Source organism: Micromonospora sp. NBC_01638, assembly GCF_045209745.1.
Classification (GTDB): Bacteria; Actinomycetota; Actinomycetes; order Mycobacteriales; family Micromonosporaceae; genus Micromonospora.
In genome coordinates, this window is the sequence record NZ_CP109273.1 from 2,521,970 (window position 1) to 2,541,298 (window position 19,329).

The window sequence follows — 19,329 nt, forward strand, 5'->3', positions numbered from 1 at the left end:
GCGGGGTCAGGGACGGGAGCGGCCCGCCAGTTTGGGGATTGGGCTGTTGGCGCGGTCGGCCCGGCGGCGCAGCACCTCGGCGGTTGGGCGGGCCAGCAACGGGGTTGCCACCACGGCGACCAGCGCACCGAACAGCACACCCGCGAGCACGTCGTGTGGGTAGTGCAACCCTACGAAGACTCGGGAGAAGGCGGCGAGCGCGGCCAGTGGCAGCGCGATCAGGCCGAGTCGGCGGGAGAGCAGCAGCGTGGTGACCGCCAGCGCGCCGGCCACGGTGGCGTGGTTGCTGGGGAACGACCAGTCACCCGGGGGTGGACAGGCGCCCGCGATGATCGCCCGACCGACAGTCCGGCAGGGGCGATCCTCGTCCACCACGGTCTTGAACCACTCGCTGCCCGCGAACGCCAGGAGAGCCGGCGCCGGCGCGATCAGGGCGAGTGCCCGGTCGTGCGGACCTCCGGACCGGCGGCTCAGCGCGGCCATCAGCAGCAGCGCGCCGAGCAGCAGGATCACACCCCCGGTGGCGTGCCCGACGAACCACTGCACCGGATGTGGGCTGGCGGCGGCGGCGTCGACGACGTCGCGGTACCACTCAGCACTGATCTCCGGAACGTCCATGCTGCCGTTGGCGGCCATGCATCACCTCACTTCACGTTCATACCTTCTTCATCTCGCGGACACCCCAGGAACGCGGCAGATGGCACCGCAGCTGCCGAAGGTCGGGCGGGTGAGAGGTGCCGGAGCGCCGCCGGCTCGCTCAGGTCGGCGCGGGACCGCCGGCCATTCGTTCGCGGACGGCCTCCAGCGCCTCGAAGGCGTACGCCCAGTTGTGGCACTTGAAGCTGCGCAGGCCGGCTATCGCGGTGTGGCAGTCGGCGCAGCGCACGCCGGCGATGGCATCCGGGACCTCGGTGTTGACGTACTTGCGCTCGCCGAGGATGACGGTGGCGATCATGGCCTTGTCATGCAGTCCGGAGAGCGCCGACGAGACGATGTCGTACCAGGTGACCCGTCGGCCGCACTTCGGGCAGTCCGGTTCGTCGCCGCTGACCCAGAGCGGAGCGCCGATGCTGCGCGCCGGCATGCCGAGCAGCTTCTCCAGCCGTCGGACGTCCGACTCCGGGGTGGTCCAGCGGTGTCGACCGGGCAGTGCCGCGGGCGAGTCGTACACGGCGCGGAACAGGTCGTGATCGACCTGCACGGTTTCCCGCTGAGTGGTCATCGGCGTACCTCCTCGTTGAGTCGGTGCCCCCACCGTGGTCAGCGATGACCATGGGCGCAGCTGGATCAACGACACGAGGGGTCAGCGGGTCGTCGCCCCCCGGGTGCTCTTCGCCGGCGCCCACCTTCTGGACCATGCCGGCGTCCTCTCCCACCGTCGCCGATCTGGCGCTGGTCGAGAAGCCTGACTGAGGTCAGTTGTCGGGAGTCGAGCCGTACCCGATCAGCCCTTCACCGCGCCTGCGGTGAGCCCTTCGGTCAGGAAGCGCTGCCCGAAGGCGTACATGACCACCACGGGGATGCTGACGAGCAGCGACGCCGCGGCGAGTTGTCCCTGCGGCACGACGTCTCCGGCGATCATCGATTGCATCCCCACGGGAAGGGTCTTGTACTCGTCCTTCGTGATGAACACGAAGGCGAAGAGGAATTCGTTCCAGGCGTTGGTCAAGGTGAAGAGCGCGACTGCCAGCAGCCCTGGCTTGGCGAGGGGCAGCACCACCCGGCCGAACGCCTGGACGCGGGTGCAGCCGTCGACCAGCGCGGCCTCCTCGAGCTCGACGGGGATCGACGAGAAGTACCCCACCAGCAGCCAGGTGGCGAACGGAAGCGTGAAGGTCGGGTACGTCACCACCAGAGACCACAACGAGTCGGTGAGCCGCGCGCCGATGAGCATCTGGTACAACGGGATGAACAGCAGCGCCCCCGGCATCACGTAGGTGAGCAGCACCGTGACGGTAAAGCCCTGCGCCCCACGGAACCGCAGCCGGGCCAGCGCGTAGCCCGCCAGGGCGGCGCAGACCAGCGCCACCGCGGTGGACGCCGCGGCCACCAGCAGAGTGTTGAGATACCAGCGGCCGAACGGCTGGTTGTCGAACAGGGCACCGAACTGTTCCAGGGTCCACGGCGTTGGCCACAGGTCGTCGGTGCGCATGACGACCTGGCCCTCGGACTTGAAGGCCGTGACGGCGATCCAGTACAGCGGGCCCAGCGTGAAGACGAGCAACCCGGCCAGCGCGACACCGGACCCCAGGCCCGACACCAGGGACGACGCCCGGCGATCGCCCCGGGACTGGAGGCCCGAGACCACCCGGCCGACCGCCGCCGCGACCAGCAGAATCACCCCGAGGACCACCGCCGCCTTCCAGAAGATCTGTGGCGATGCCCAGGCCAGCAGACCGGTGACCCCTGCGGCGACGACCCAGGGCAGCGCCTTTTGCGCCGTCCCGGTCCACCGCCGCGTCCCGATCCACCGCGCTGCCCGACGCCGTCGGGGTAGTTTGCTGCCGGCGTCCTGGCGCAACAACCGGACCAGGACGAACACCAGCCCGCCGATGATCGGCAGCATGACGAGCGTGGCCGCCGCCCCCGCGCCATACTGCAACTGCAAGATCGCCTTCGAGTAGGCGATGAGCACGTACGGCGCGGTCACGTCGCCCGGGCCGCCCTGCGTCAGCAACCAGACGAGGTCGAAGTTGTTGAACGTCCAGATCGACGACAGGGTCACCGTCACGGTGATCACGTGGCGCAGTCCGGGCAGCGTCACGTGGGTGAACCGCTGCAACGACGACGCGCCGTCGATGGTCGCCGCCTCGTAGAGGTCCGCCGGGATGGCCTTCAACCCCGCGAGGAAACACACGGTGAAGAACGGCACCCCCTTCCAGATGTTGACGAGGATCACCGACGGCATGGCCAGCGACGGATCGGACAGCCAGCCCGCGGGCCAGCTGTCGACCAGGTGCGCGCTGGCCAGCAGCGGCCCGATCCCCGTAACGGTGAGCAGAGTGTTGACGCTGCCGAAGATCGGGTCGAGCAGCGAGCGCCAGCTGAACGCCGTCACCACCGTCGGCACCACCCACGGCACCAGGAGCAGCCCGGCCAGCACGGCCCGCCCACGGCGTCGTTGATGCAGCAGCAGGGCCGCGGACAGCCCCAGCACCACCTTGAAAACCTCGGCGTACGCGGTGAAGACGAACGAGTTCACCACGCCCGTGTGGAACTGCTCGTCGCTGACGAGGGCGAGGTAGTTGTCCAGGCCGACGAACACGGTGTCCTGCCCGTGCCGTTCCGTGGTGCTGGTGACGATCGACCGGGCGATCGGCACGAGAACGAGACCGCCGACCAGCACGGCCATCGGTGCCAGGAACAGTGCCGCCAGCCGCCAGTCACGACCCAGCCGTCGCTGGGTCGCCGTGAGAGAGCCAGGTCCCGACGGCGGGGAAATCCTCGCCGCCGGGACCCGCGCAGGACGGACCGATTTCACTGCGGCAGCCCCTGCTGGTTGAAGATCTGCACCATCTTCGCGTGGGCGGCCGTCACGGCCTGTGCCGGCGCTGTTCCCTGGACGACCTGCTGCATCATGTCGGTGAGGACGTAGGCCGCGCCGGCGGCCTGCTGGCCCGCGCTGGCCTTCTGCGGGAAGGCCAGGCCGTTCTTCGTGGACAGCGGCAGCGACAGCTGGGTGATCTTGCGCAGCATGGGGAACGCCGGGTCGCCGCTGGTGAAGAACGGGTCGGCGTCCCAGACCTTCTCCCAGGCGGGCATGACGAGGCCGGGTGCCTCCTTCGCCACCCCGAGCAGCGCGGGCGCGCTGACCAGGTACTGCGCCAGGAGCTTGGCGAGCGCGGGGTTCTTGGCGCCCTTGAAGACAACGAAACCTTGCGACTGGCCGAGCAGCAGAGGGTTGGCGGTCGCCGGCCCGATGCAGTCGGAGAACACGTGGGTGTTCGCGTAGACCGGGTTCTTCTTGGTCCGGGAGTCCGCGTAGACGCTGAACTGGTTGCGGGTGTAGCCGAGGACCCCAGCGAGCCAGTTCTCGTTGTTGCTGGTGTCGGTCCAGCTGGCCACCCCCGGCGGCAGCATCCGCTTGTACTTGGGATTGGTGTAGATGTCGCCCAGGAAGGTCGCCGCCTGCACCGTTTCGGGAGAGTCGAACGTGACCTTCCTGCCGTCGTTGGAGGCGATCGACCCGCCGTAGGCGTTGATCAGTGCCTCGATCATGCCGTTGGCGTCACCGGACCGATTCACCGTCATGCCCCAGCCGAACCGGCGTTTGGTCGGATCGGAGATCTCCAGGCACAGATCCCGCAGCTCCTCCCAGCTGTAGATGTCCTTGGGGGCGATGCCCTTGTCCTGCATCCAGTCCTTGCGCAGGAACGACCCGATCCCGATGAAGTGGTAGGGGATCGCAAACCACCTGCCGTCGAAGACGCAGAAGTTCTTGGCCTCAGCGCAGGGCTCGCCATATTTGGCCGTCAGTGCCTGGACGACGTCCGTCACGTCCTCCAGGTCGCCCAGCGCCTGAAACTGCGCGACGAACCGTGAGTCGGTCATGAACGCCAGGTCACGCGCCACCCCGCCCTTGACCTCGGCGTCGATTTTGGCCACCACATCACCGGCGTCGGCCTGGACCAGACTGTTCTCGATCTTCGTCCCGGTGGTGTCGGCGAACTTCTTGATCGAGCTGTCGAGGGCTTCGTTCGCCGCCGTCGAGTACAGCTTCTGCGACAGCATCCCCATCGAGGAGCCCTTCAACGCTGCCGCAGCGTCGATGAGCTCCTGCGGAACTTCCGGCTGCACCCTGGTGGGCGATTCGGCGTCGCCCCCGCACGCGGCCAGACCGGCTGCGCCGAGCACCCCCACCCCCATCCCCAGAAAGCCGCGCCGGGACCACACCGGGTTGTCCTCCATGGACATTCGCCTCCTTGTATCTCCCCGCACCGCTGCACGCCGAAGGCGTTCCCGGCGAAGACTGCGATGCTCGTGCTCCAGATGTGTCCCGATGCGGGCGACGGCGGCCCCGTCGACCGCATCGGTCAGTGCGCTCGCGTACTCGACGGTGGGGTTGCCACGGTGGCGTTGCGGTGGCGCGAGAGATCCCGCGTGCCGCCCGCTGGGTGGCGTGACGAGCATGAGGCGGCCGGCGACCGGGTGGAGAGGGCAGCGCTGACGTTCCAGTTCGGTCGGGTCACGGTGGACCACCGCCGTTCGAGATCTCGAATTGTGTTCGAGATACCGTATTGAGTGCTCGCGACGCTAGAGCAACATCACGAGGAATGTCAATGTCTCGATGCGGTTCGGGTTGAAAACGGCAAGCCGGGGCTATCGAGGCTGGGCCCGGTAGCCCATGCGGGCGGACAGCGCAGCCGCGCCCTCGCGAACCAGCCCGGCCCACTCCACGTGCGCCTGAGGAGTCCAGCGGATGATCGGCGCGGACAAGCTCATCCCGGCGATGGTTTCGCCGGAATGGTCGCGGACCGCCGCAGCGACGCAGCGCATAGCGCTGTCAGACTCGCCGATGTCGACCGCGACGCTCTCCGCCCGGACACGTTCAAGATGTGCGCGTAGGCGGTCCGGGTCGGTGATGCTGTCCGGTGTCATGCCGGGCAGGTCGCCCTTCGACAGGACGGCGTCCAGGCCCGCCTGATCGAGGCCCGACAGCAGTACCTTGCCGACCGCCGTGCAGTGCGCCGGCAGCCGTCGCCCGACCGCAGAGACCATCCGGACGGGGTGCGTGCTGTCGAACTTCACGAGGTAGATGACATCGGCGCCATCGAGCACGGCCACGTGGACCGCCTCGTTGCACGCCGCGGCCACGTCCCTCGCGACGCACTGCGCCTCGCGGACCAGGTCAAGCCGGCCGGCGAACGCCGCACCGAGCTGGAACAGCGGCATGCCGAGCCGATACTGCACCGGTTGGCCCGGGACGGAGATCAGGTACGAGCGAGCCTCGAGCGTGACGAGCAGTTCGTGGACGGTGGTGCGGGGTAGGTCGAGCCGCTCCATCACCTGGCGGGCCGACAGTTGGGGGCAGTCCAGGAACAGTTCGAGGATGTCGAGTGCGCGGATGACCGCCGGTACCACACGGGGCATGTCGATAGTCCCTTCGAAGTGCCGGACTCGTGTCAACAATCTCCACACGGGCCAGCACCTGAAGAGGATAGCTACGGCAGCCCCCGGTGCCAGTTTCCGAACTCGTCACCGCCGCGCGTTCTGCGTTGACGACCGGCTCAGGACGCCTATCCGCCGGACGGCTGGATCCGCTCGCCCCTTCAGCCCTTTCTCGCTCGACCCGTCGTGCCCAGATGGCTGCTCAAGCCCCGTCGGGGCCTTTCCGACCCTCGCTCTAATGCAGATACGGATGTCGTGGACCTTGCGATGATTCGGGCCGCCGCCCGACACCGGGCGACAACAGAGGAGGGCACTCTTGACGCATCATCACCGGCGCCGGTGGCTCCGGCCGCCGGTCCTGCGAAGCCGGAACAACAGCCGAATCGGGCGGGCCGCGCTCAGTGTGGTGGTTGTCGGCAGCCTGTCCGTGGGGCTGCTGGTCCCGGCCGGCCCGGCTCAGGCGGCCGAGGCGAACACCTACCAACCGACGGCCACCCTCGAGCCGCAGCTTCAGGGCTACGTCGACCGGGCCACGCCGGACGAGACGTACCCGAACCCATCCGGTGATCTTCCGGTCGGCGCCCGCGTCGATCCGAGCGGAAAGCACGTGACCCGCTCCTACTTCACCTTCGACGTCGCCGGTCTGCGCGGCAAGCAGATCGTCACCGCCACCCTCGCCGCCAAAGAGACGCACGCGAACGACTGTGCGCACCGCGCGGTCGAAGTGTGGGTTACCGACCCCTACACCGAGGACTCCCGCTGGGATTACCAGCCGGCCCAGAAGTTCCGGGTGGCCAGTGCCGGCGTACCCGAGTCGGGTTGCGCGGTGACGGACGCGCGGTTCGATGTCGCGAAGGCGCTCACCTGGGCGGCGAAGAACGACCAGGAGACCCTCACCCTCGCCCTGCGGGTGGCCGGTAACAAGGAGACCGACGAGCGGTATGGCCGACGGTACGAGGCTGCCCCCTCCCTGGCCGTCCACTACAACACCCCGCCGCCGCGGCCAACCGGGATGGTCCTCGCCGGCCGTCCCTGCGCCACCTCGGCACCAGGGATCTGGTTGCCGGCGACCAGCACCGACATCTACGCGACCCTGCCGGACGACGCCGACGGCCCGGAAGAGGACAAGCTCGGACGACTGGCTGTCTGGCCGGTGGACGACGAGAGCCAGCGTCAGGAGCGGGTCAGCCGGACCTACTCGCACTGGCCCAACGTCAGCTTCAACACCTACTACCTGGACCTGCGCTTCGAGCACGGCCGGACGTACGCCTGGCAACTCCAGGCCGACGACGGCGACGCACAGTCGCCATGGTCGCGGACGTGCTACTTCACCGTCGACACAGCATCGCCGAGCACACCTACGGTGACCTCGCCGGAGTACCCCAACGCCGACCAACCGACCGGTGACGTCGGCGTCGCAGGGAAGTTCACCTTCACCGCCAACGACGACGACGTGGTTGCCTTCCGGTGGGGCCGGTACTGGCCGGACACCGACGTGAAGGCCGACCGTCCGGGCGGCACCGCGACGATCACGCTGCGACCGGAAGAGGCGGGCCAGCAGTACCTGACGGTGCAGAGCGTCGACCGGGCCGGCAACACGTCCGACGTCAGTTACCACTCCTACTGGGTACGGGAGAGCCGACCCACGGTCGAGTCATGGCTCTACACCCCCTGGGGGCCGGCCGGCGGGATCGGCGTGCTCGGTGAGTTCCGCTTCACCAGCAACCAGGACGGCGCGACCCGGTTTATCTACCAGGTCAACGAGGGGCCGAACCAGACCGCTCAGGTCGCCCCGGAGGGACCGACCACGGTGAGCATCACGCCGAGTGTGGGCGGGCTCAACACACTTCGGGTGCGTACCCGTGACGCGAGTGGCACGCTCAGCGCCTGGCGGGCCTACACCTTCACCGTCGACACCGCGCCGCAGGTGCAGTTCGACGGGAATCTGATGATGGGCCAGGTCAGCACGGTCTCGCTGAGCCCGGGCATGCCTGAGGTGACCGAGTACGAGTACTGGTTCAACGACGACGAGTCGGAGAAGACGACGGTGCCGGCGTCCGCCGACGGAACGGCGAGCTTCACCTGGGTGCCGTCGATGGCGATGTGGCCGCTGGAGCTCAAGGTGCGCAGCCGCAGCACGGGCGGCATCCTGTCGGCGATCGCGGAGCCGTACGTCCGGCCCGACGAGGTGAATCCGGAGGTCACCGGCCCCGAGCAGGGCAAGCCGGGGCAGCCGATGACGTTCACGTTCAGCTCCCGGATGCCCGGCGTAACCGAGTACGTCTGGTCGCTCGCCCCGAGCGAGGAGAAGCATGTCCTGCCGGCCGGACCGGACGGCGTCGGTCGCCTCACCTTCACCCCGACCGAGGACGGCAGCTACTACCTCGGGGTGCAGGCCCGCAACGCCACCGGCGCGCTCTCCGGCGGTTCAGGAACGAGCTTCTACGTCACGAGCGCGCCGCAGGTGAAATCGACGGTCTATCCCGCGTGGCGGACCAGCGGCGGGGTCGGCGTCGAGGGCAACTTCGACGTGGAGCCGCAGATGCCAAACGTCATTGAGTACATCTACCAGTTCCGGGTGTCATTCGCGGATGGGCCGGAGACGACGGTCGCGGCCGGGGCTGACGGGAAGCTTTCGCTCAGCTACACCCCCAGCCAGTCCGGCTACCACACTCTGAAGATCCGCAGCCGGAGTGTGGACGGCACGCTCTCGGGCTGGAACGAGTACACGTTCATCGTCGACCGGAACAACTGATTGGCGCCGCTGCGTGCCGCCGACCCCCCGGCGGCACGCAGCGGGCGGTTTCCCCACCCTCGACGGTTGGCGCCGGGCGGAACGCGCACAACTGATCTCTCTGCTCGCCGGCCAGACCGCATCCTTCGCAGCCTGCCGGGAGGCACTGGGGGATCTTGCAGTTGGCGGTGAGGTTCCAACTGGGCTCAATCACGCTCTTTGCGCGTTCTAGAATGCGACGATACGGACGTATGGGAAAGTGTGCGGCCCAATTCGGTTGTAACGGTTGCAACTACCTGGCGGCGGCGCCTGCACCTCGCACCGTGCTCCGTCAGGGTTCAAAGAGGAGGATCCTCATGTTGAACTTCAATGGTCGCGTCGCGATTGTCACGGGCGCCGGGCAGGGCATGGGGAAGGCCCATGCGATGGTCTTGGCCTCTCGGGGTGCGCGCGTCGTGGTCAACGACGTGGTGGAGGCCAACGTTCAGGCTGTCATCAAGGAGATCACTGACGCGGGCGGGAAGGCTGTCGCCGACACTCACGACGTCGCGGCGGACGCCGAGGGCATCGTCACGACCGCGATCGACAGTTTTGGCCAGCTTGACGTCGTCGTCGCCAACGCCGGCATTCTCCGGGTCGGCCTGTTCGGCGAGCAGCCCAAGGACGAGTTCTGGAAGGTCGTCGACGTCTCCTTCAAGGGCACCGTCGAACTGGCCCACGCCGCGTGGCCACACCTGATCAAGTCAGGCTCGGGCCGGCTGATCCTCATCTCCTCCAGCGGCGTGCTGGCCAACCCCGGCGCGGCCGCCTATGGCGCCGCCAAAGGCGCGATCTGGGCACTCGGCAACACCCTGGCCATGGAGGGCGACCGGGTCGGCGTGCAAGTCACTACGGTCATGCCGACCGCCTGGACGCCGATGACGGAGAACGCCTACAGCGATCCGAACATCATCTCGACCCTGCGCGACACCATGGGTCCCGAGAAGGTCGCTGCGTTCATCACCTACCTGGCCCATCAGGACACCACCGTGCACGGCGACTTCTTCCAGGTCGGCGGCAACCACGCCGGCCGGCTTGTGCTCTCCGGCCTTCCACGCGTCTTCGTCAAGGACGGGTCGGTCGAGGAGTGGGCCGAGATGGCCGACCAGCTCCAGGCCGACTCCGTCGAGCTTGAGCAGTTCCGGGTGACCGGCGATCAGTTCGCCGCCGAAATGATCGCGTCCAACCCCTCGGTGGCCGATGCCTTCAGGAACATGAACGCTGCGGACCTGGGCGCCTGACTCGCTCGACGAACTGACCGATCCGCTGCCCGTCGGTGACCCGCTCGATCGGGCACGCACGCGCTGGCCTCCGTCGCGACATCTCGCTTACAAGCTCTGTGCATGGTGTCCACACACGTCCGGCAGCGGCTGAACGCTCGGAGCGTCCCATCACCATGGAGATCTGCACGGTGGTGTCCCCTCGGTGGCCATCCGCGCCGCGCTCAAGCGGCTCGACAGCGCGCTGGACCGGTAGGACGTACTGATTTCGGTCGGGACGGCCGATGACCCTGGTTCCAGTCCAGTCAGCTACCGGTCGACGTAGTGATACCGGCACACTGCTGGCGTCAGGCGAGGCGTTGGATGCGGACCTTCGGGCGCTCGTTCCTGAGGTGGCCGTGCTTGTGCTGGCGGACCTGCTCGTTCCAGACCTCCTGGTCGTAGTCGGGGTCGGGCGGGATCCACTTGTGGGAGCCGTCGCTGTAGTGGAACTTCTCGTCGCCGGGTCGCAGGATGCTCATCGGGTCCAGCCGAGGAAGCGGTGGTGTGGGTGGCCGGCGGGGACGTGGGCCAGGTCCTGGGTGGCGTTGACGAGTTGGGCGGCCAGGTAGAGGGCAAGTGACACGGGGGCTCGGTCGTACTCCGCTTGCAGCTCGCGGCGGCGGGTGTGGCAGGGCCAGTCGGCACCGCAGCCACTGCAGGTCCAGGCCGGCGTGATCGGGAGGTGGGTCGTCATTGCGGGCCGTCCTGACTTGGCCAGTGGCCGCGGTTGATGGGGATGAGATGGCGGCTTCTGCATGGCAGGTCGGCTCCGCAGTGGCAGACGCGCCGCCAGTGCCGCCAGGACCAGATCGGCCGGTGGCGGCGAGCCAGGGTGAGCGCCACTGCGATGACGTACTCGTCGTATGACACGCGCCGCCGATTGCTCTCCGACCTTCGCTGCCAATGGCCGGAATCCTCAGCCGCGCGGCCGGCACCTGCGGTTGAGGTAGTTGCATCGTTCGGCCTGGTCACAATGTCTCCCGCAGACGCGTGGGGTCCCGTGGGCACCCGGTCAGCCGTGTCCAGAGACAGGGCACCCACGGCAGGACGACCCGGCCGCCAAGCTGGGTAGCCCCACAAGCAACTTAGGACGCAATGTGCGCAGGGTCAACAGCTACGACACATAGCGTTGTAAGTCGAGCCTGGGGTGTGGTCTGCTTGCACCAGCCGCCAAGCTGGGAGCACCACCTATGTCTGAAGCTGCGTACCTACAGGTCGCCCGAGATATCCGCGAGCAGATCAGCTCCGGCCAGTTGAAGCCGGGCGACAAGCTGCCGTCCTTCGCCGCCCTGTGCGAGAACTACGAGGTCAGCAACACGGTGATCCGCGCCTCCATGCTCCTACTCAAAGCCGAGGGCTTGATCGACGGGCGGCAGGGCAAAGGCGTCTACGTCGCCAACCCGCTTCCCCGATAGCCCCGGGCATTCGCTGAGTCAGGACGCCTCGCTTACAAGCTCTGTGCAGGTCCTCCGACCTCGTCCGTCCGCGTTCGCGCTGGGCACTGTCGCATCGCAGGTCGGCGGATGAGGTCATTACCGCAGCCCGGGAAGAGTTCCCCGGCTTCGAGGAGATGATCGGCTCACTCTGCCGGTAACTGGCGTGCGGGCGGACAGCGGCTCGGCAGCGCGCTGGACCGGTAAGGCGCTACTGCTGTACTTCGCTGCTGTACGAGCCGTGCTGACAAAGACAGCGGCCCACAAAGGGCCGCTGAGCTGCAACAGAGTGGGCCGCCAGGGACTCGAACCCTGAATCCCTCTCGCCTGGCATCGACCATCTCCAATCGGGCGGATCGGTCGGCTGACCTGGGCGAAGTCTTCCGTTGCCTTACAGCGGTTGACGGCACTTGTTGGCGTCAGTTGTGCCCACGTTGTGCCCGACGATCTTGGCGGCCACTGTCCGCTGCCTCTGCCCCGCGCGGCAGGCCGGCACCTACTTGAAAACCCCAATGATCCCGGTGACCGTGCCGACAAGGCCACTGGCGGTCGCCAGCTTCGCAGAGGCCCCGGTCCAGATGCCCTTGGACTTCTCGCGCCAGCCGAGAGACCACCAATCACGCCCGAACTTCTGCCACTTGTGCTGTCGAAGGTGACAGCCCATGACCAGGCCGGTCGAGTTGTTGCGGCAGAACTCCACGGCGCCGCCGCGCTTCCGGTTGATCGCGCCGCAGTACACCGGCGCCTGGAACAGCACGAAGAGGATCAAGAGGCCGACGAGAACCGCGTAGATGCCGGGCCCGAACGCGTTGCTACCAAGGGACAGGAGGAGTACAGCCAGGACGCCGTACCCCCAATACCGCCAGAGGCTCGGCTTGCTGCGGGCTGCCATGAGTGCGAAGAGTACCGACACTATCGCGATACGTGAAGATCCTTGCGCCCGTGAGCTCCGGACTTGATGCCACGTCCGGGCGCTCTGACCCCCGTCGGGGGGATGCGGTCTCGGGCTAGCGGCTACTGCCGGCTGGTGCCGATTCGCGTCGACCAGCAGGTGCCCGGCATCGTTCGCTGACGTTCGTGGTCGGCCCGCGTTAAGGCTCGCGCTGCCTTCTTGCTGCCTCGCTGCCTGACACCTCACTTACGAGTCCTCGGCGAGCTATCCGGGCCTCGTCCGTCTTTGCCTGGCCTCGGACGACCGTCCAGCGCTGCGTTGCCCCTGGTCCTCACCATCCGGGCTGGTTGCTGTCACCGTCGCTGTCAACGCTCAACTGTTCGGCCTGACGTGCTGTCTGAGCCTTCTGCGTTCAAGTTCGCCGTCGAACGGCACGCTCCCAGGGGTTCGCCAAGGCGTCATCTGGCATCGCTCCCATATGGAGTTTCGGGTACGTTGCTGCGGTGGATATTAACGCGATCGTGCAGGCTGTGACGGCGATTGCCACCCCTCTGGCTGCCGTGGCAACAGTTTTAAGTCGACGTCAGCGCCTTCGGAAGGATATCCGCGAGAATCTCTCACTGGCTGAGGAAATAGAAAAGAACGACACATTACGAGAACATACGCCGGCAGCGCTGTGGATCCACGGGCGAATTACACTCGACGTTGCGCGCCTAACTGGACAAAAACTCGGAACTCCAAAGAAGCCGGTACCTGTCAGTTCACTCATCTTGGCCGCCATAACCTGCGTCGGCTTTGGCCTTTGGACTTACTTCATTGTACGCAACGGATTTCAATGGTACTCCGTCTTTCCGGGCGTCGTGTCCGCCCTAATGCTCATCTCGATAATGGGGATGTTCATGAATCGGGAGCTCCCGCCAGCCCAAGATCCCACCCTGCCTCCTGGCGCAACTCCTGTGGCAGCAATGGACGAAGGGGAGAAGATTGCTAGAAGAATGACCCTCTCCGAGGAAGGAATGAGTGAAAGATTCGCCGACAACGGTCCAGTCGGAGTCGTTTATAGATTCCTCGCGGCCGCCCAAGAGGGCCGCCATGAGGATTGGCTCCTTGCTGTAGATCAGAATTGGATCCATTGCCGGGTCCAAACTTGGCTGTGGGAAAACGTTGATCATTCCGATGGCGACCTAGCGCGCATGGATAAACTTGCTGATTTGCTTGCGAGGGAGGGGCAACCAAGAGAAACCTGGGAAAGTTTCTTGACTGACGAACGAAAGCACTTGCAGGACCTGTGGCAAGGCGTAGACATTGACAAGTTGGGTGCGGGAAGTGCGCAGCGGAAAATCGGGCCTAACTTTGAACTAGTGATTCTAGCTCCAACCGGCGAAACCGATGGGTACATTGTGCAGTCTGCCACGATTGTCCGGGGTGCCTATACCTTCGTGGTCCACAAAGACAAGAACTCATGGAAAGTGGCGAATCATGTCGGCACCGCGTCTCCCAGTCCGGGATGGCCGCCGGCATGGTGGACCACGAGCGAGGATATCTAGTTCGCAACTCGCGGCCGACTGGATCAGATCCGGTCGCGTGGCGTCAGGCGGGTTAGTCAATTGCCGTGAGGCGCGGATCACGGCCTCCGCTGCTGCACTTCGCGCTGTCACGGAGTCGTGCTGGAAGGGGGATTACTGTCAGCTTGGGAATCGGGTTGAGTCAGGGCCGGGGAGCGTGGTGCCTGCTGGTGGTGAAGCGGCAGATGACCGAATCAAGCGGGGTGGCGGGCCTCTACTGGCCGATGTTGACCTCTGTATCGGGCACGGATCGGGCACGCGCTCGTGAGGCTGGGCTTGATGAACCCCAACCCCAACCCCTGCCTTGCCCCTCGATCGCCTGGCAGGCTGGCGGCATGGAGTTCTCCGACGATCAAGGGCTGGGCACCGCGATCAGGAATGCCGACTCTCCTGCCTGGTCGGCTCGCGCCGCAGCCGGGCGGCATCTTGCGAAATCTCGCGCGATCGACAACGTAGCGGACGTCCTCCACCGCCTTCTCCTAGATCCCCAAGACACTGCGGTGACCTGGAAAACGGCCGAGGCGCTGCTGGAACGCAAAGACGCCATGGGCCTACGCCTGGTGCTGTTAGCCCGTAGCTACGCCGCCGAACAAGCCACCGCCGAAGAGATCCAAGCTGCTCTGGACTGCAACCCTGACTGGATGACAACCGAGGGCGCAGACCGTCTGACCAAGCATCTTCGGGACCTAGCGATGGATGAAGACGCTGGCGTGCGCGACGAGGCCCGAAGGATCCTCGGACGCCAGCGACCTAGATAGACGGGCTACGCGATCCGCTTGGCAGCACTCGATACCGAGATCAACCAGGGAAAATTTTGGTGGAGCCCAGGGGCTCGAACCCCTAACCCGGGACGGGGCGGCGAAGCCGGCCAAGGTGGACGTCTTGACGCTCTGACCTGGCTTGAACCTCTCGACAGTTCGCGGCATTTCGCACGTGTTCTCGCTGTCGTCTGTGCCGGATCTGTGCCTGATGATCTTCGGACCGGCGAACACCTGCCGACATGGGCGAAGATCTAGACGCCAGCCAATGGCATGGCGATATGGTGGTCCAAGATGGAGGGGGCTAAGGGGGACCATGGCGGACACAGACCAGCAGTCGATGATCTTTCCCGGCGGATCGGAGGCAATCGCTGCGGCTACTGCGCTGTCTAAGCAGTTTGCAGAAACACGTGAAAAGTACGTGCACTTCTGCGATTCGATGCGCGTCCTTATTGCTCGACTCTGCGAAAGTGCAGGGGTTCAGGTAACTATCGAATCAAGGGCAAAGGAGGTGTCTCACCTTCAAGATAAGTTGCAGCGCAAGCAGCACTATGCTGACCTCAGTGACATACCAGACCTGGTGGGCATTCGCATAATCGTCAAGTACCAGAGCGACGTGAAGACTGTAGGTGATCTAATTTCGAAAGAATTCACTGTTATTGAATCTTCGCAGCACGAATTCCGAAGCCCAGAAGCCTTCGGATACCGTAGCCATCATCTCGTGGTGCAGCTCGACCGCGCTCGTTCGAATCTCCGAGAGTGGAAAGAGTCGCGTGGACTAAAGTGCGAGATCCAGATTCGCACAATTCTGCAACACGCCTGGGCATCCATCAGTCATAGCCTTGACTATAAGGCCGAGTCCGATGTCCCTGCGGTACTTCGCCGCGACCTGTTCAAGATTGCCGCACTGCTAGAGAGCGCTGACGATAGCTTCGAACGTTACAGGACCGACGTGGAGCAGTTGCGGCAGCGCTACATCGATGAAGAGAATTGGCAAACCCTGCCCATTGATGCCATTTCCCTTCAATCACATTGGCGCAAGCTTCCGCTGGAAGCATTGATAGAGGCGTGCAAACGGTCGAATCTCAAGACAGACCCCTCACCACCGGACAGAATTCCGGATGTTGCCGTGTCTGCGACTGTACGAGGCTGCGCTATCCTCCGGCTGCTAACACTTGGCCAAATTGTTAAATTCATAGAAGCCTCCGATGCAGACAAGGCATTCAAATGGTTCTACGAAACCATGAGCGACGCGATGAAGGAGACGGACATTCTGCATCCCGGAGTGACCTTGCTCATACTTACCCTGGGCCCAAACGGGATCCCCCCTGAAGACCGTGATTACGTTCTTGGAATACATCGAGAAGGGGCGGACAAGCCCATGTCCGAGAGTGTTTAACGACAGTTCGCCGTATCCTCGCCATCCCGTCTGCCGTCGACCCGCCCTCCTGGGGAGCGGGCCGCCGCCTGGCTCGCCACGTCAAGACGGCCTTGACGCACGGTCGCACGCTGGCGGGCCAGGCGGCGGTCTGCTCGGCTAGCCCGGGTCGATGGCAGGCGGGATGGCCTACCGCAACCACCCACGGGCCGTAACCCGCCGACGCGCCCCCGGCCATCCTGGAACCGGAGCGCCCCCGCCGGAGGCGCAGTAACCGCAACCCCGCGACCCCGCCAGCTCGCCGACGCGGCCGGCGTGCGCTCCCCTACGCCGCGCGGGCTCGTGGCCGCGCGGCCCGGCCGGCTGCCGACCCACCGCCACCCGGTCAACGGCCTGTCGTGCTGCGGCGGCCCCCTGGGCTCCCGCTTCCGCGCCAGCCGCCGGGCGTGTTGCGTGGCCGGAGGCGGAGCGCTAGCGGAGCGACGGACGCGCGCCCAGGCGGCGGCGCGTGCGGCCCGTTCAGGGCCGCCTTGAAGACGTACAGAAACTTTGCACAACATCGCCGGCAGCCCGGCCGCACCGTCGCCAGGTCGTCTAACCGTCGCAGCCATGGTGCGACGACCAGTCGCTCCGTAGGCTGTCGCTATGTCCGCCCTCGTCGATGCTGCTCGGGAGATTGCTCGACTCAAGCTTGAGGCAGCATTGCCTCGCCGTTGGAGTCACGTCCAGGCCGTGGCCGCTAAGGCTCGACAGGTAAGCGGTGCCGTACTCACTGAGGATCGCGACGTACTTGTCGCGTCGGCCTGGCTACACGACGTGGGTTACAGCCCTGACCTAGTGGACACCGGCTTTCACTCGTTGGACGGTGCCCGATGGCTCAGGCGGGAGCACCTTGACGAGCGCATCGCCGCCTTCGTGGCTCACCACTCCTGCGCCTGGTTGGAGGCGGAGGAACGCGGGTTGGGTCACGTCCTGGCCGACGAGTTCCCGCGCGAGGAGTCGCCGGTGACCGATGCGCTCTGCTTCTCGGACATGACGACCGGACCGGACGGCCAAGACTTCGAAGTACTCGACAGACTCGCCGAAATCCGGTCACGCTACGGACCCGAGCACCTGGTCACCCGCTTCATCACCCGTGCCGAGCCGGAAATCGTTGCTGCGGTGAAGCGGACTCAGGGCAGGCTCGCCTGGTTCGCCTCTCAGCCGATGTAGGGCTCGCTGCGTTCCTCGTAGCCGTGCTTGATGCGGAGCAGCGTCGACGGGTGGACCGATAGTCGGCTCAGGTCGTCACGTGTCACCCACCGCACTGCGGTTGACTCATCGCTGGGCGTCGGCTCGCCGGTGAGTGGCCGGGCTCGGAAGCAGAGCGAGAACTGCTGCCGTACTTCGCCGTCGGTGTACTCGATGACGTGCGCCGGGTCGGAGTACACGCCAACCACGCCTGCAACCTCGACGAGCACGCCAGTTTCCTCAAGGGTCTCGCGTACGGCCGTCTCGGCGACGTACTCGCCGATCTCCTGCCCTCCGCCGGGCAGGGACCACAATCCGTTGTCGCTGCGCTCGATGAGTAGCAGCCGACCCTGCTCGTCGACGACGAAGACGGAGACCGCAACAACGATGCTGTTGGCCTCTGGGGCACCCGGCTCGTGATAGTGCTCAGTCCTCGCCATAGCTCTAGGCTGCCACCTGCTTCGCCCAGACCGACTCTGAGGTCAACATGACGCGGTCGAAGCTGTCGGCGTAGGTGCCGAAGAGATCGCCACCTGCCAGCTTTCGAAGATGCATGACAGGCGCGTGTGGTGCGGGGAATCCAAGTATGTGCGTGTTGACAAGCATCTCATCATCGAAGCGGTAGATCGAGTTGTACAGGGTCGTCTCGTGGTATTGCACCTCGATCCCCTTCACCCCCTGCAAGCGGTTGTAGTACTGCATCACGTTGTGAACCTTCGCCGCCATGACGCCGGGTGAGCCTTCTTCGAAGCTCCTTCGCTTGACTGCATCGGAGTCGGGATCGCCCAGCAGTATCCGGATCTTCACGCCTGCTGCGGCCTTCTCCCTGAGGGTGTCGATCAGTTTGGGCTCCTGCTCAACTAGGAACAGTCCGGCATAGGCCAAGACATCGATGTGTCGTTCAGCCCTGTTGATGAGCCGGTGCCAGAGGTCGTGAGGCACTGCGATGCGGCGGGAGAAGAGCTGGATGAGTTCCGACTGGCCGATCCGGGCAGCCTTCTCAGGTGATACGGCGTTCGGCCAGAGGTACTCCTCTCCTTCACGGACGATCGCGGCAATGGCATGCCGGTAACGCGGGTACGGCGTTCGGTCCTGGGTGATCCACCGTTCGACGGTCTTCGGATCGACGTCGAGTCTTTCTGCCACGACTGCCGGCGTCAGACCGTTTCGCAGGATCGCATCGCGCAGGCGGTGATTCGGCATCAGGAACCCCCTAGGGACGTCTGGGACGACTCCAATATAACTAAGACGTCCCTAGATGTACAGCAGGTCGGTGAGGTCGTCACCTGGATCGGAGAACTATATGGACAGAGGCCAGAGCAAATGTCCACCGGGGACAGGCTCAACCACCGGCCAGACACAGGAGGTCTGTTGTGAAGCTGTACGTGGACACCACGAGCAAGCAGGTGACGGCGTCGAAGGACCCGGAGCCGAAGAACGACCAGAACGGCAATCAGAAGTCCGAGAAGAACACGGGCCGGCTCATGTGGTCTACCCAGGTCTTCGTGCTCGACGAGAACGGCGGGGAGGTCATCACCATCACCACGGCGGGAGAGAAGCCGAGCGTGAAGGTGGGCGACTTCCTGGCCGTCGAGCAGTTGGAGGCCATTCCGTGGGCGACCAACGGGCGCAACGGCGTCGCGTTCCGGGCGGTCTCGCTGAAGCCGAAGACTGGTTCTCCGGCCAAGTAGTCCCTCGCACGACGTGCTGTGTGAGCCACCTGGTGTCCGTAGCAATCGAAGCGGCCTGATGGTCCGCTGAACTCAACTGCATACAGGCCCGGGAACGATTCCGATTCCTACGTTCCTGGTCCGGTCATCACCTGCGGTGGTGGCACCCCGCAAGAGCTGGCGCGGGGTCGGTACCGATTCCTACATCTGCCGACCCCGTGCCCTCCAACTCATCCAACCCAATGTGCTTGGGAGGACTC

The 19,329-nt window shown here is 65.4% G+C and carries 18 protein-coding genes; 8 read left to right on the forward strand and 10 right to left on the reverse strand.

Translation table 11 applies throughout. The features are described 5' to 3' along the window. Positions 1–6: 6 nt before the first annotated feature. From OG811_RS11920 to OG811_RS11940, 5 genes are all read right to left on the reverse strand, one after another. Positions 7–636, reverse strand: a complete 630-nt coding sequence (locus tag OG811_RS11920) for a phosphatase PAP2 family protein (protein ID WP_406074146.1) — start codon at positions 634–636, stop codon at positions 7–9. A 121-nt stretch (positions 637–757) separates the two neighbouring features. Beyond that, complete coding sequence (locus OG811_RS11925; protein WP_406074148.1) at positions 758–1,222, reverse strand: hypothetical protein; 465 nt, start codon at positions 1,220–1,222, stop codon at positions 758–760. A gap of 222 nt (positions 1,223–1,444) precedes the next feature. After that, positions 1,445–3,352 carry an ABC transporter permease subunit gene (locus OG811_RS11930; protein ID WP_406074150.1) on the reverse strand — a complete coding sequence of 636 codons (1,908 nt, stop codon included), beginning with the start codon at positions 3,350–3,352 and terminating at the stop codon, positions 1,445–1,447. Between the two features lie 125 nt (positions 3,353–3,477). After that, the gene (locus OG811_RS11935; RefSeq protein WP_406074152.1) at positions 3,478–4,914 is read right to left on the reverse strand and encodes an extracellular solute-binding protein; all 1,437 of its coding nucleotides are present in this window, start codon (positions 4,912–4,914) and stop codon (positions 3,478–3,480) included. A gap of 405 nt (positions 4,915–5,319) precedes the next feature. Then, positions 5,320–6,090, reverse strand: coding sequence for an IclR family transcriptional regulator (locus OG811_RS11940; RefSeq protein ID WP_406074153.1), 771 nt, complete (start codon positions 6,088–6,090; stop codon positions 5,320–5,322). A gap of 424 nt (positions 6,091–6,514) precedes the next feature. Here OG811_RS11940 and OG811_RS11945 point away from each other — a divergent pair, with 424 nt between their 5' ends. Together OG811_RS11945 and OG811_RS11950 are read left to right on the forward strand one after the other, a co-directional pair. Then, complete coding sequence (locus OG811_RS11945; protein WP_406074154.1) at positions 6,515–8,863, forward strand: hypothetical protein; 2,349 nt, start codon at positions 6,515–6,517, stop codon at positions 8,861–8,863. 335 nt (positions 8,864–9,198) lie between these two features. Next, a complete protein-coding gene (locus OG811_RS11950; protein ID WP_406074156.1) occupies positions 9,199–10,122 on the forward strand; it encodes an SDR family NAD(P)-dependent oxidoreductase in 924 nt (307 codons plus the stop codon). Positions 10,123–10,448: 326 nt separating this feature from the next. Here the strand turns inward: OG811_RS11950 and OG811_RS11955 are convergent, their stop codons facing one another. Next, positions 10,449–10,622, reverse strand: coding sequence for a hypothetical protein (locus tag OG811_RS11955; protein ID WP_406074157.1), 174 nt, complete (start codon positions 10,620–10,622; stop codon positions 10,449–10,451). Continuing rightward, positions 10,619–10,837, reverse strand: a complete 219-nt coding sequence (locus OG811_RS11960) for a flavin reductase (protein ID WP_406074159.1) — start codon at positions 10,835–10,837, stop codon at positions 10,619–10,621. The genes OG811_RS11955 and OG811_RS11960 overlap by 4 nt, the downstream gene beginning before the upstream one ends. Before the next feature lie 496 nt (positions 10,838–11,333). Between OG811_RS11960 and OG811_RS11965 the strand changes: the two genes are divergently transcribed. Further along, positions 11,334–11,558 (forward strand): winged helix-turn-helix domain-containing protein, encoded by a 225-nt coding sequence (locus OG811_RS11965; protein ID WP_406074161.1) that lies wholly within the window; start codon positions 11,334–11,336, stop codon positions 11,556–11,558. A 514-nt stretch (positions 11,559–12,072) separates the two neighbouring features. On the opposite strand, the gene OG811_RS11970 is transcribed toward OG811_RS11965, so the two are convergent. Beyond that, a complete protein-coding gene (locus tag OG811_RS11970; protein WP_406074163.1) occupies positions 12,073–12,468 on the reverse strand; it encodes a hypothetical protein in 396 nt (131 codons plus the stop codon). Between the two features lie 503 nt (positions 12,469–12,971). On the opposite strand from OG811_RS11970, the gene OG811_RS11975 reads away from it, so the two are divergent. From OG811_RS11975 to OG811_RS11990, 4 genes are all read left to right on the forward strand, one after another. Beyond that, a complete protein-coding gene (locus OG811_RS11975; RefSeq protein ID WP_406074165.1) occupies positions 12,972–14,015 on the forward strand; it encodes a hypothetical protein in 1,044 nt (347 codons plus the stop codon). Between the two features lie 353 nt (positions 14,016–14,368). Beyond that, positions 14,369–14,791 (forward strand): hypothetical protein, encoded by a 423-nt coding sequence (locus OG811_RS11980; protein WP_406074167.1) that lies wholly within the window; start codon positions 14,369–14,371, stop codon positions 14,789–14,791. A 316-nt stretch (positions 14,792–15,107) separates the two neighbouring features. After that, positions 15,108–16,190, forward strand: coding sequence for a GTP pyrophosphokinase family protein (locus OG811_RS11985; protein WP_406074168.1), 1,083 nt, complete (start codon positions 15,108–15,110; stop codon positions 16,188–16,190). A gap of 624 nt (positions 16,191–16,814) precedes the next feature. Beyond that, on the forward strand, positions 16,815–17,381 hold the full coding sequence (locus tag OG811_RS11990) for an HD domain-containing protein (protein WP_406074170.1): 567 nt from the start codon (positions 16,815–16,817) through the stop codon (positions 17,379–17,381). Here the strand turns inward: OG811_RS11990 and OG811_RS11995 are convergent. Both OG811_RS11995 and OG811_RS12000 read right to left on the reverse strand, forming a co-directional pair. Further along, a complete protein-coding gene (locus tag OG811_RS11995) occupies positions 17,369–17,839 on the reverse strand; it encodes an NUDIX hydrolase (RefSeq protein ID WP_406074172.1) in 471 nt (156 codons plus the stop codon). The genes OG811_RS11990 and OG811_RS11995 overlap by 13 nt on opposite strands. Positions 17,840–17,843: 4 nt before the next feature. Beyond that, on the reverse strand, positions 17,844–18,602 hold the full coding sequence (locus OG811_RS12000; protein ID WP_406074174.1) for an XRE family transcriptional regulator: 759 nt from the start codon (positions 18,600–18,602) through the stop codon (positions 17,844–17,846). A 170-nt stretch (positions 18,603–18,772) separates the two neighbouring features. Between OG811_RS12000 and OG811_RS12005 the strand changes: the two genes are divergently transcribed. After that, a complete protein-coding gene (locus OG811_RS12005) occupies positions 18,773–19,090 on the forward strand; it encodes a hypothetical protein (protein WP_088951025.1) in 318 nt (105 codons plus the stop codon). Positions 19,091–19,329: the final 239 nt, after the last annotated feature.

Coding starts and splice junctions, on each gene's coding strand:
- OG811_RS11930 (WP_406074150.1), bottom strand. CDS start 3,352: ATGGCCGTGCTGGTCGGCGGTCTCGTTCTCGTGCCGATCGCCCGGTCG.
- OG811_RS11925 (WP_406074148.1), bottom strand. CDS start 1,222: ATGACCACTCAGCGGGAAACCGTGCAGGTCGATCACGACCTGTTCCGC.
- OG811_RS11920 (WP_406074146.1), bottom strand. CDS start 636: ATGGCCGCCAACGGCAGCATGGACGTTCCGGAGATCAGTGCTGAGTGG.
- OG811_RS11990 (WP_406074170.1), top strand. CDS start 16,815: ATGTCCGCCCTCGTCGATGCTGCTCGGGAGATTGCTCGACTCAAGCTT.
- OG811_RS11970 (WP_406074163.1), bottom strand. CDS start 12,468: ATGGCAGCCCGCAGCAAGCCGAGCCTCTGGCGGTATTGGGGGTACGGC.
- OG811_RS11985 (WP_406074168.1), top strand. CDS start 15,108: ATGGCGGACACAGACCAGCAGTCGATGATCTTTCCCGGCGGATCGGAG.
- OG811_RS11965 (WP_406074161.1), top strand. CDS start 11,334: ATGTCTGAAGCTGCGTACCTACAGGTCGCCCGAGATATCCGCGAGCAG.
- OG811_RS11935 (WP_406074152.1), bottom strand. CDS start 4,914: ATGTCCATGGAGGACAACCCGGTGTGGTCCCGGCGCGGCTTTCTGGGG.
- OG811_RS11950 (WP_406074156.1), top strand. CDS start 9,199: ATGTTGAACTTCAATGGTCGCGTCGCGATTGTCACGGGCGCCGGGCAG.
- OG811_RS11995 (WP_406074172.1), bottom strand. CDS start 17,839: ATGGCGAGGACTGAGCACTATCACGAGCCGGGTGCCCCAGAGGCCAAC.
- OG811_RS12000 (WP_406074174.1), bottom strand. CDS start 18,602: ATGCCGAATCACCGCCTGCGCGATGCGATCCTGCGAAACGGTCTGACG.
- OG811_RS11955 (WP_406074157.1), bottom strand. CDS start 10,622: ATGAGCATCCTGCGACCCGGCGACGAGAAGTTCCACTACAGCGACGGC.
- OG811_RS11960 (WP_406074159.1), bottom strand. CDS start 10,837: ATGACGACCCACCTCCCGATCACGCCGGCCTGGACCTGCAGTGGCTGC.
- OG811_RS11940 (WP_406074153.1), bottom strand. CDS start 6,090: ATGCCCCGTGTGGTACCGGCGGTCATCCGCGCACTCGACATCCTCGAA.
- OG811_RS11980 (WP_406074167.1), top strand. CDS start 14,369: ATGGAGTTCTCCGACGATCAAGGGCTGGGCACCGCGATCAGGAATGCC.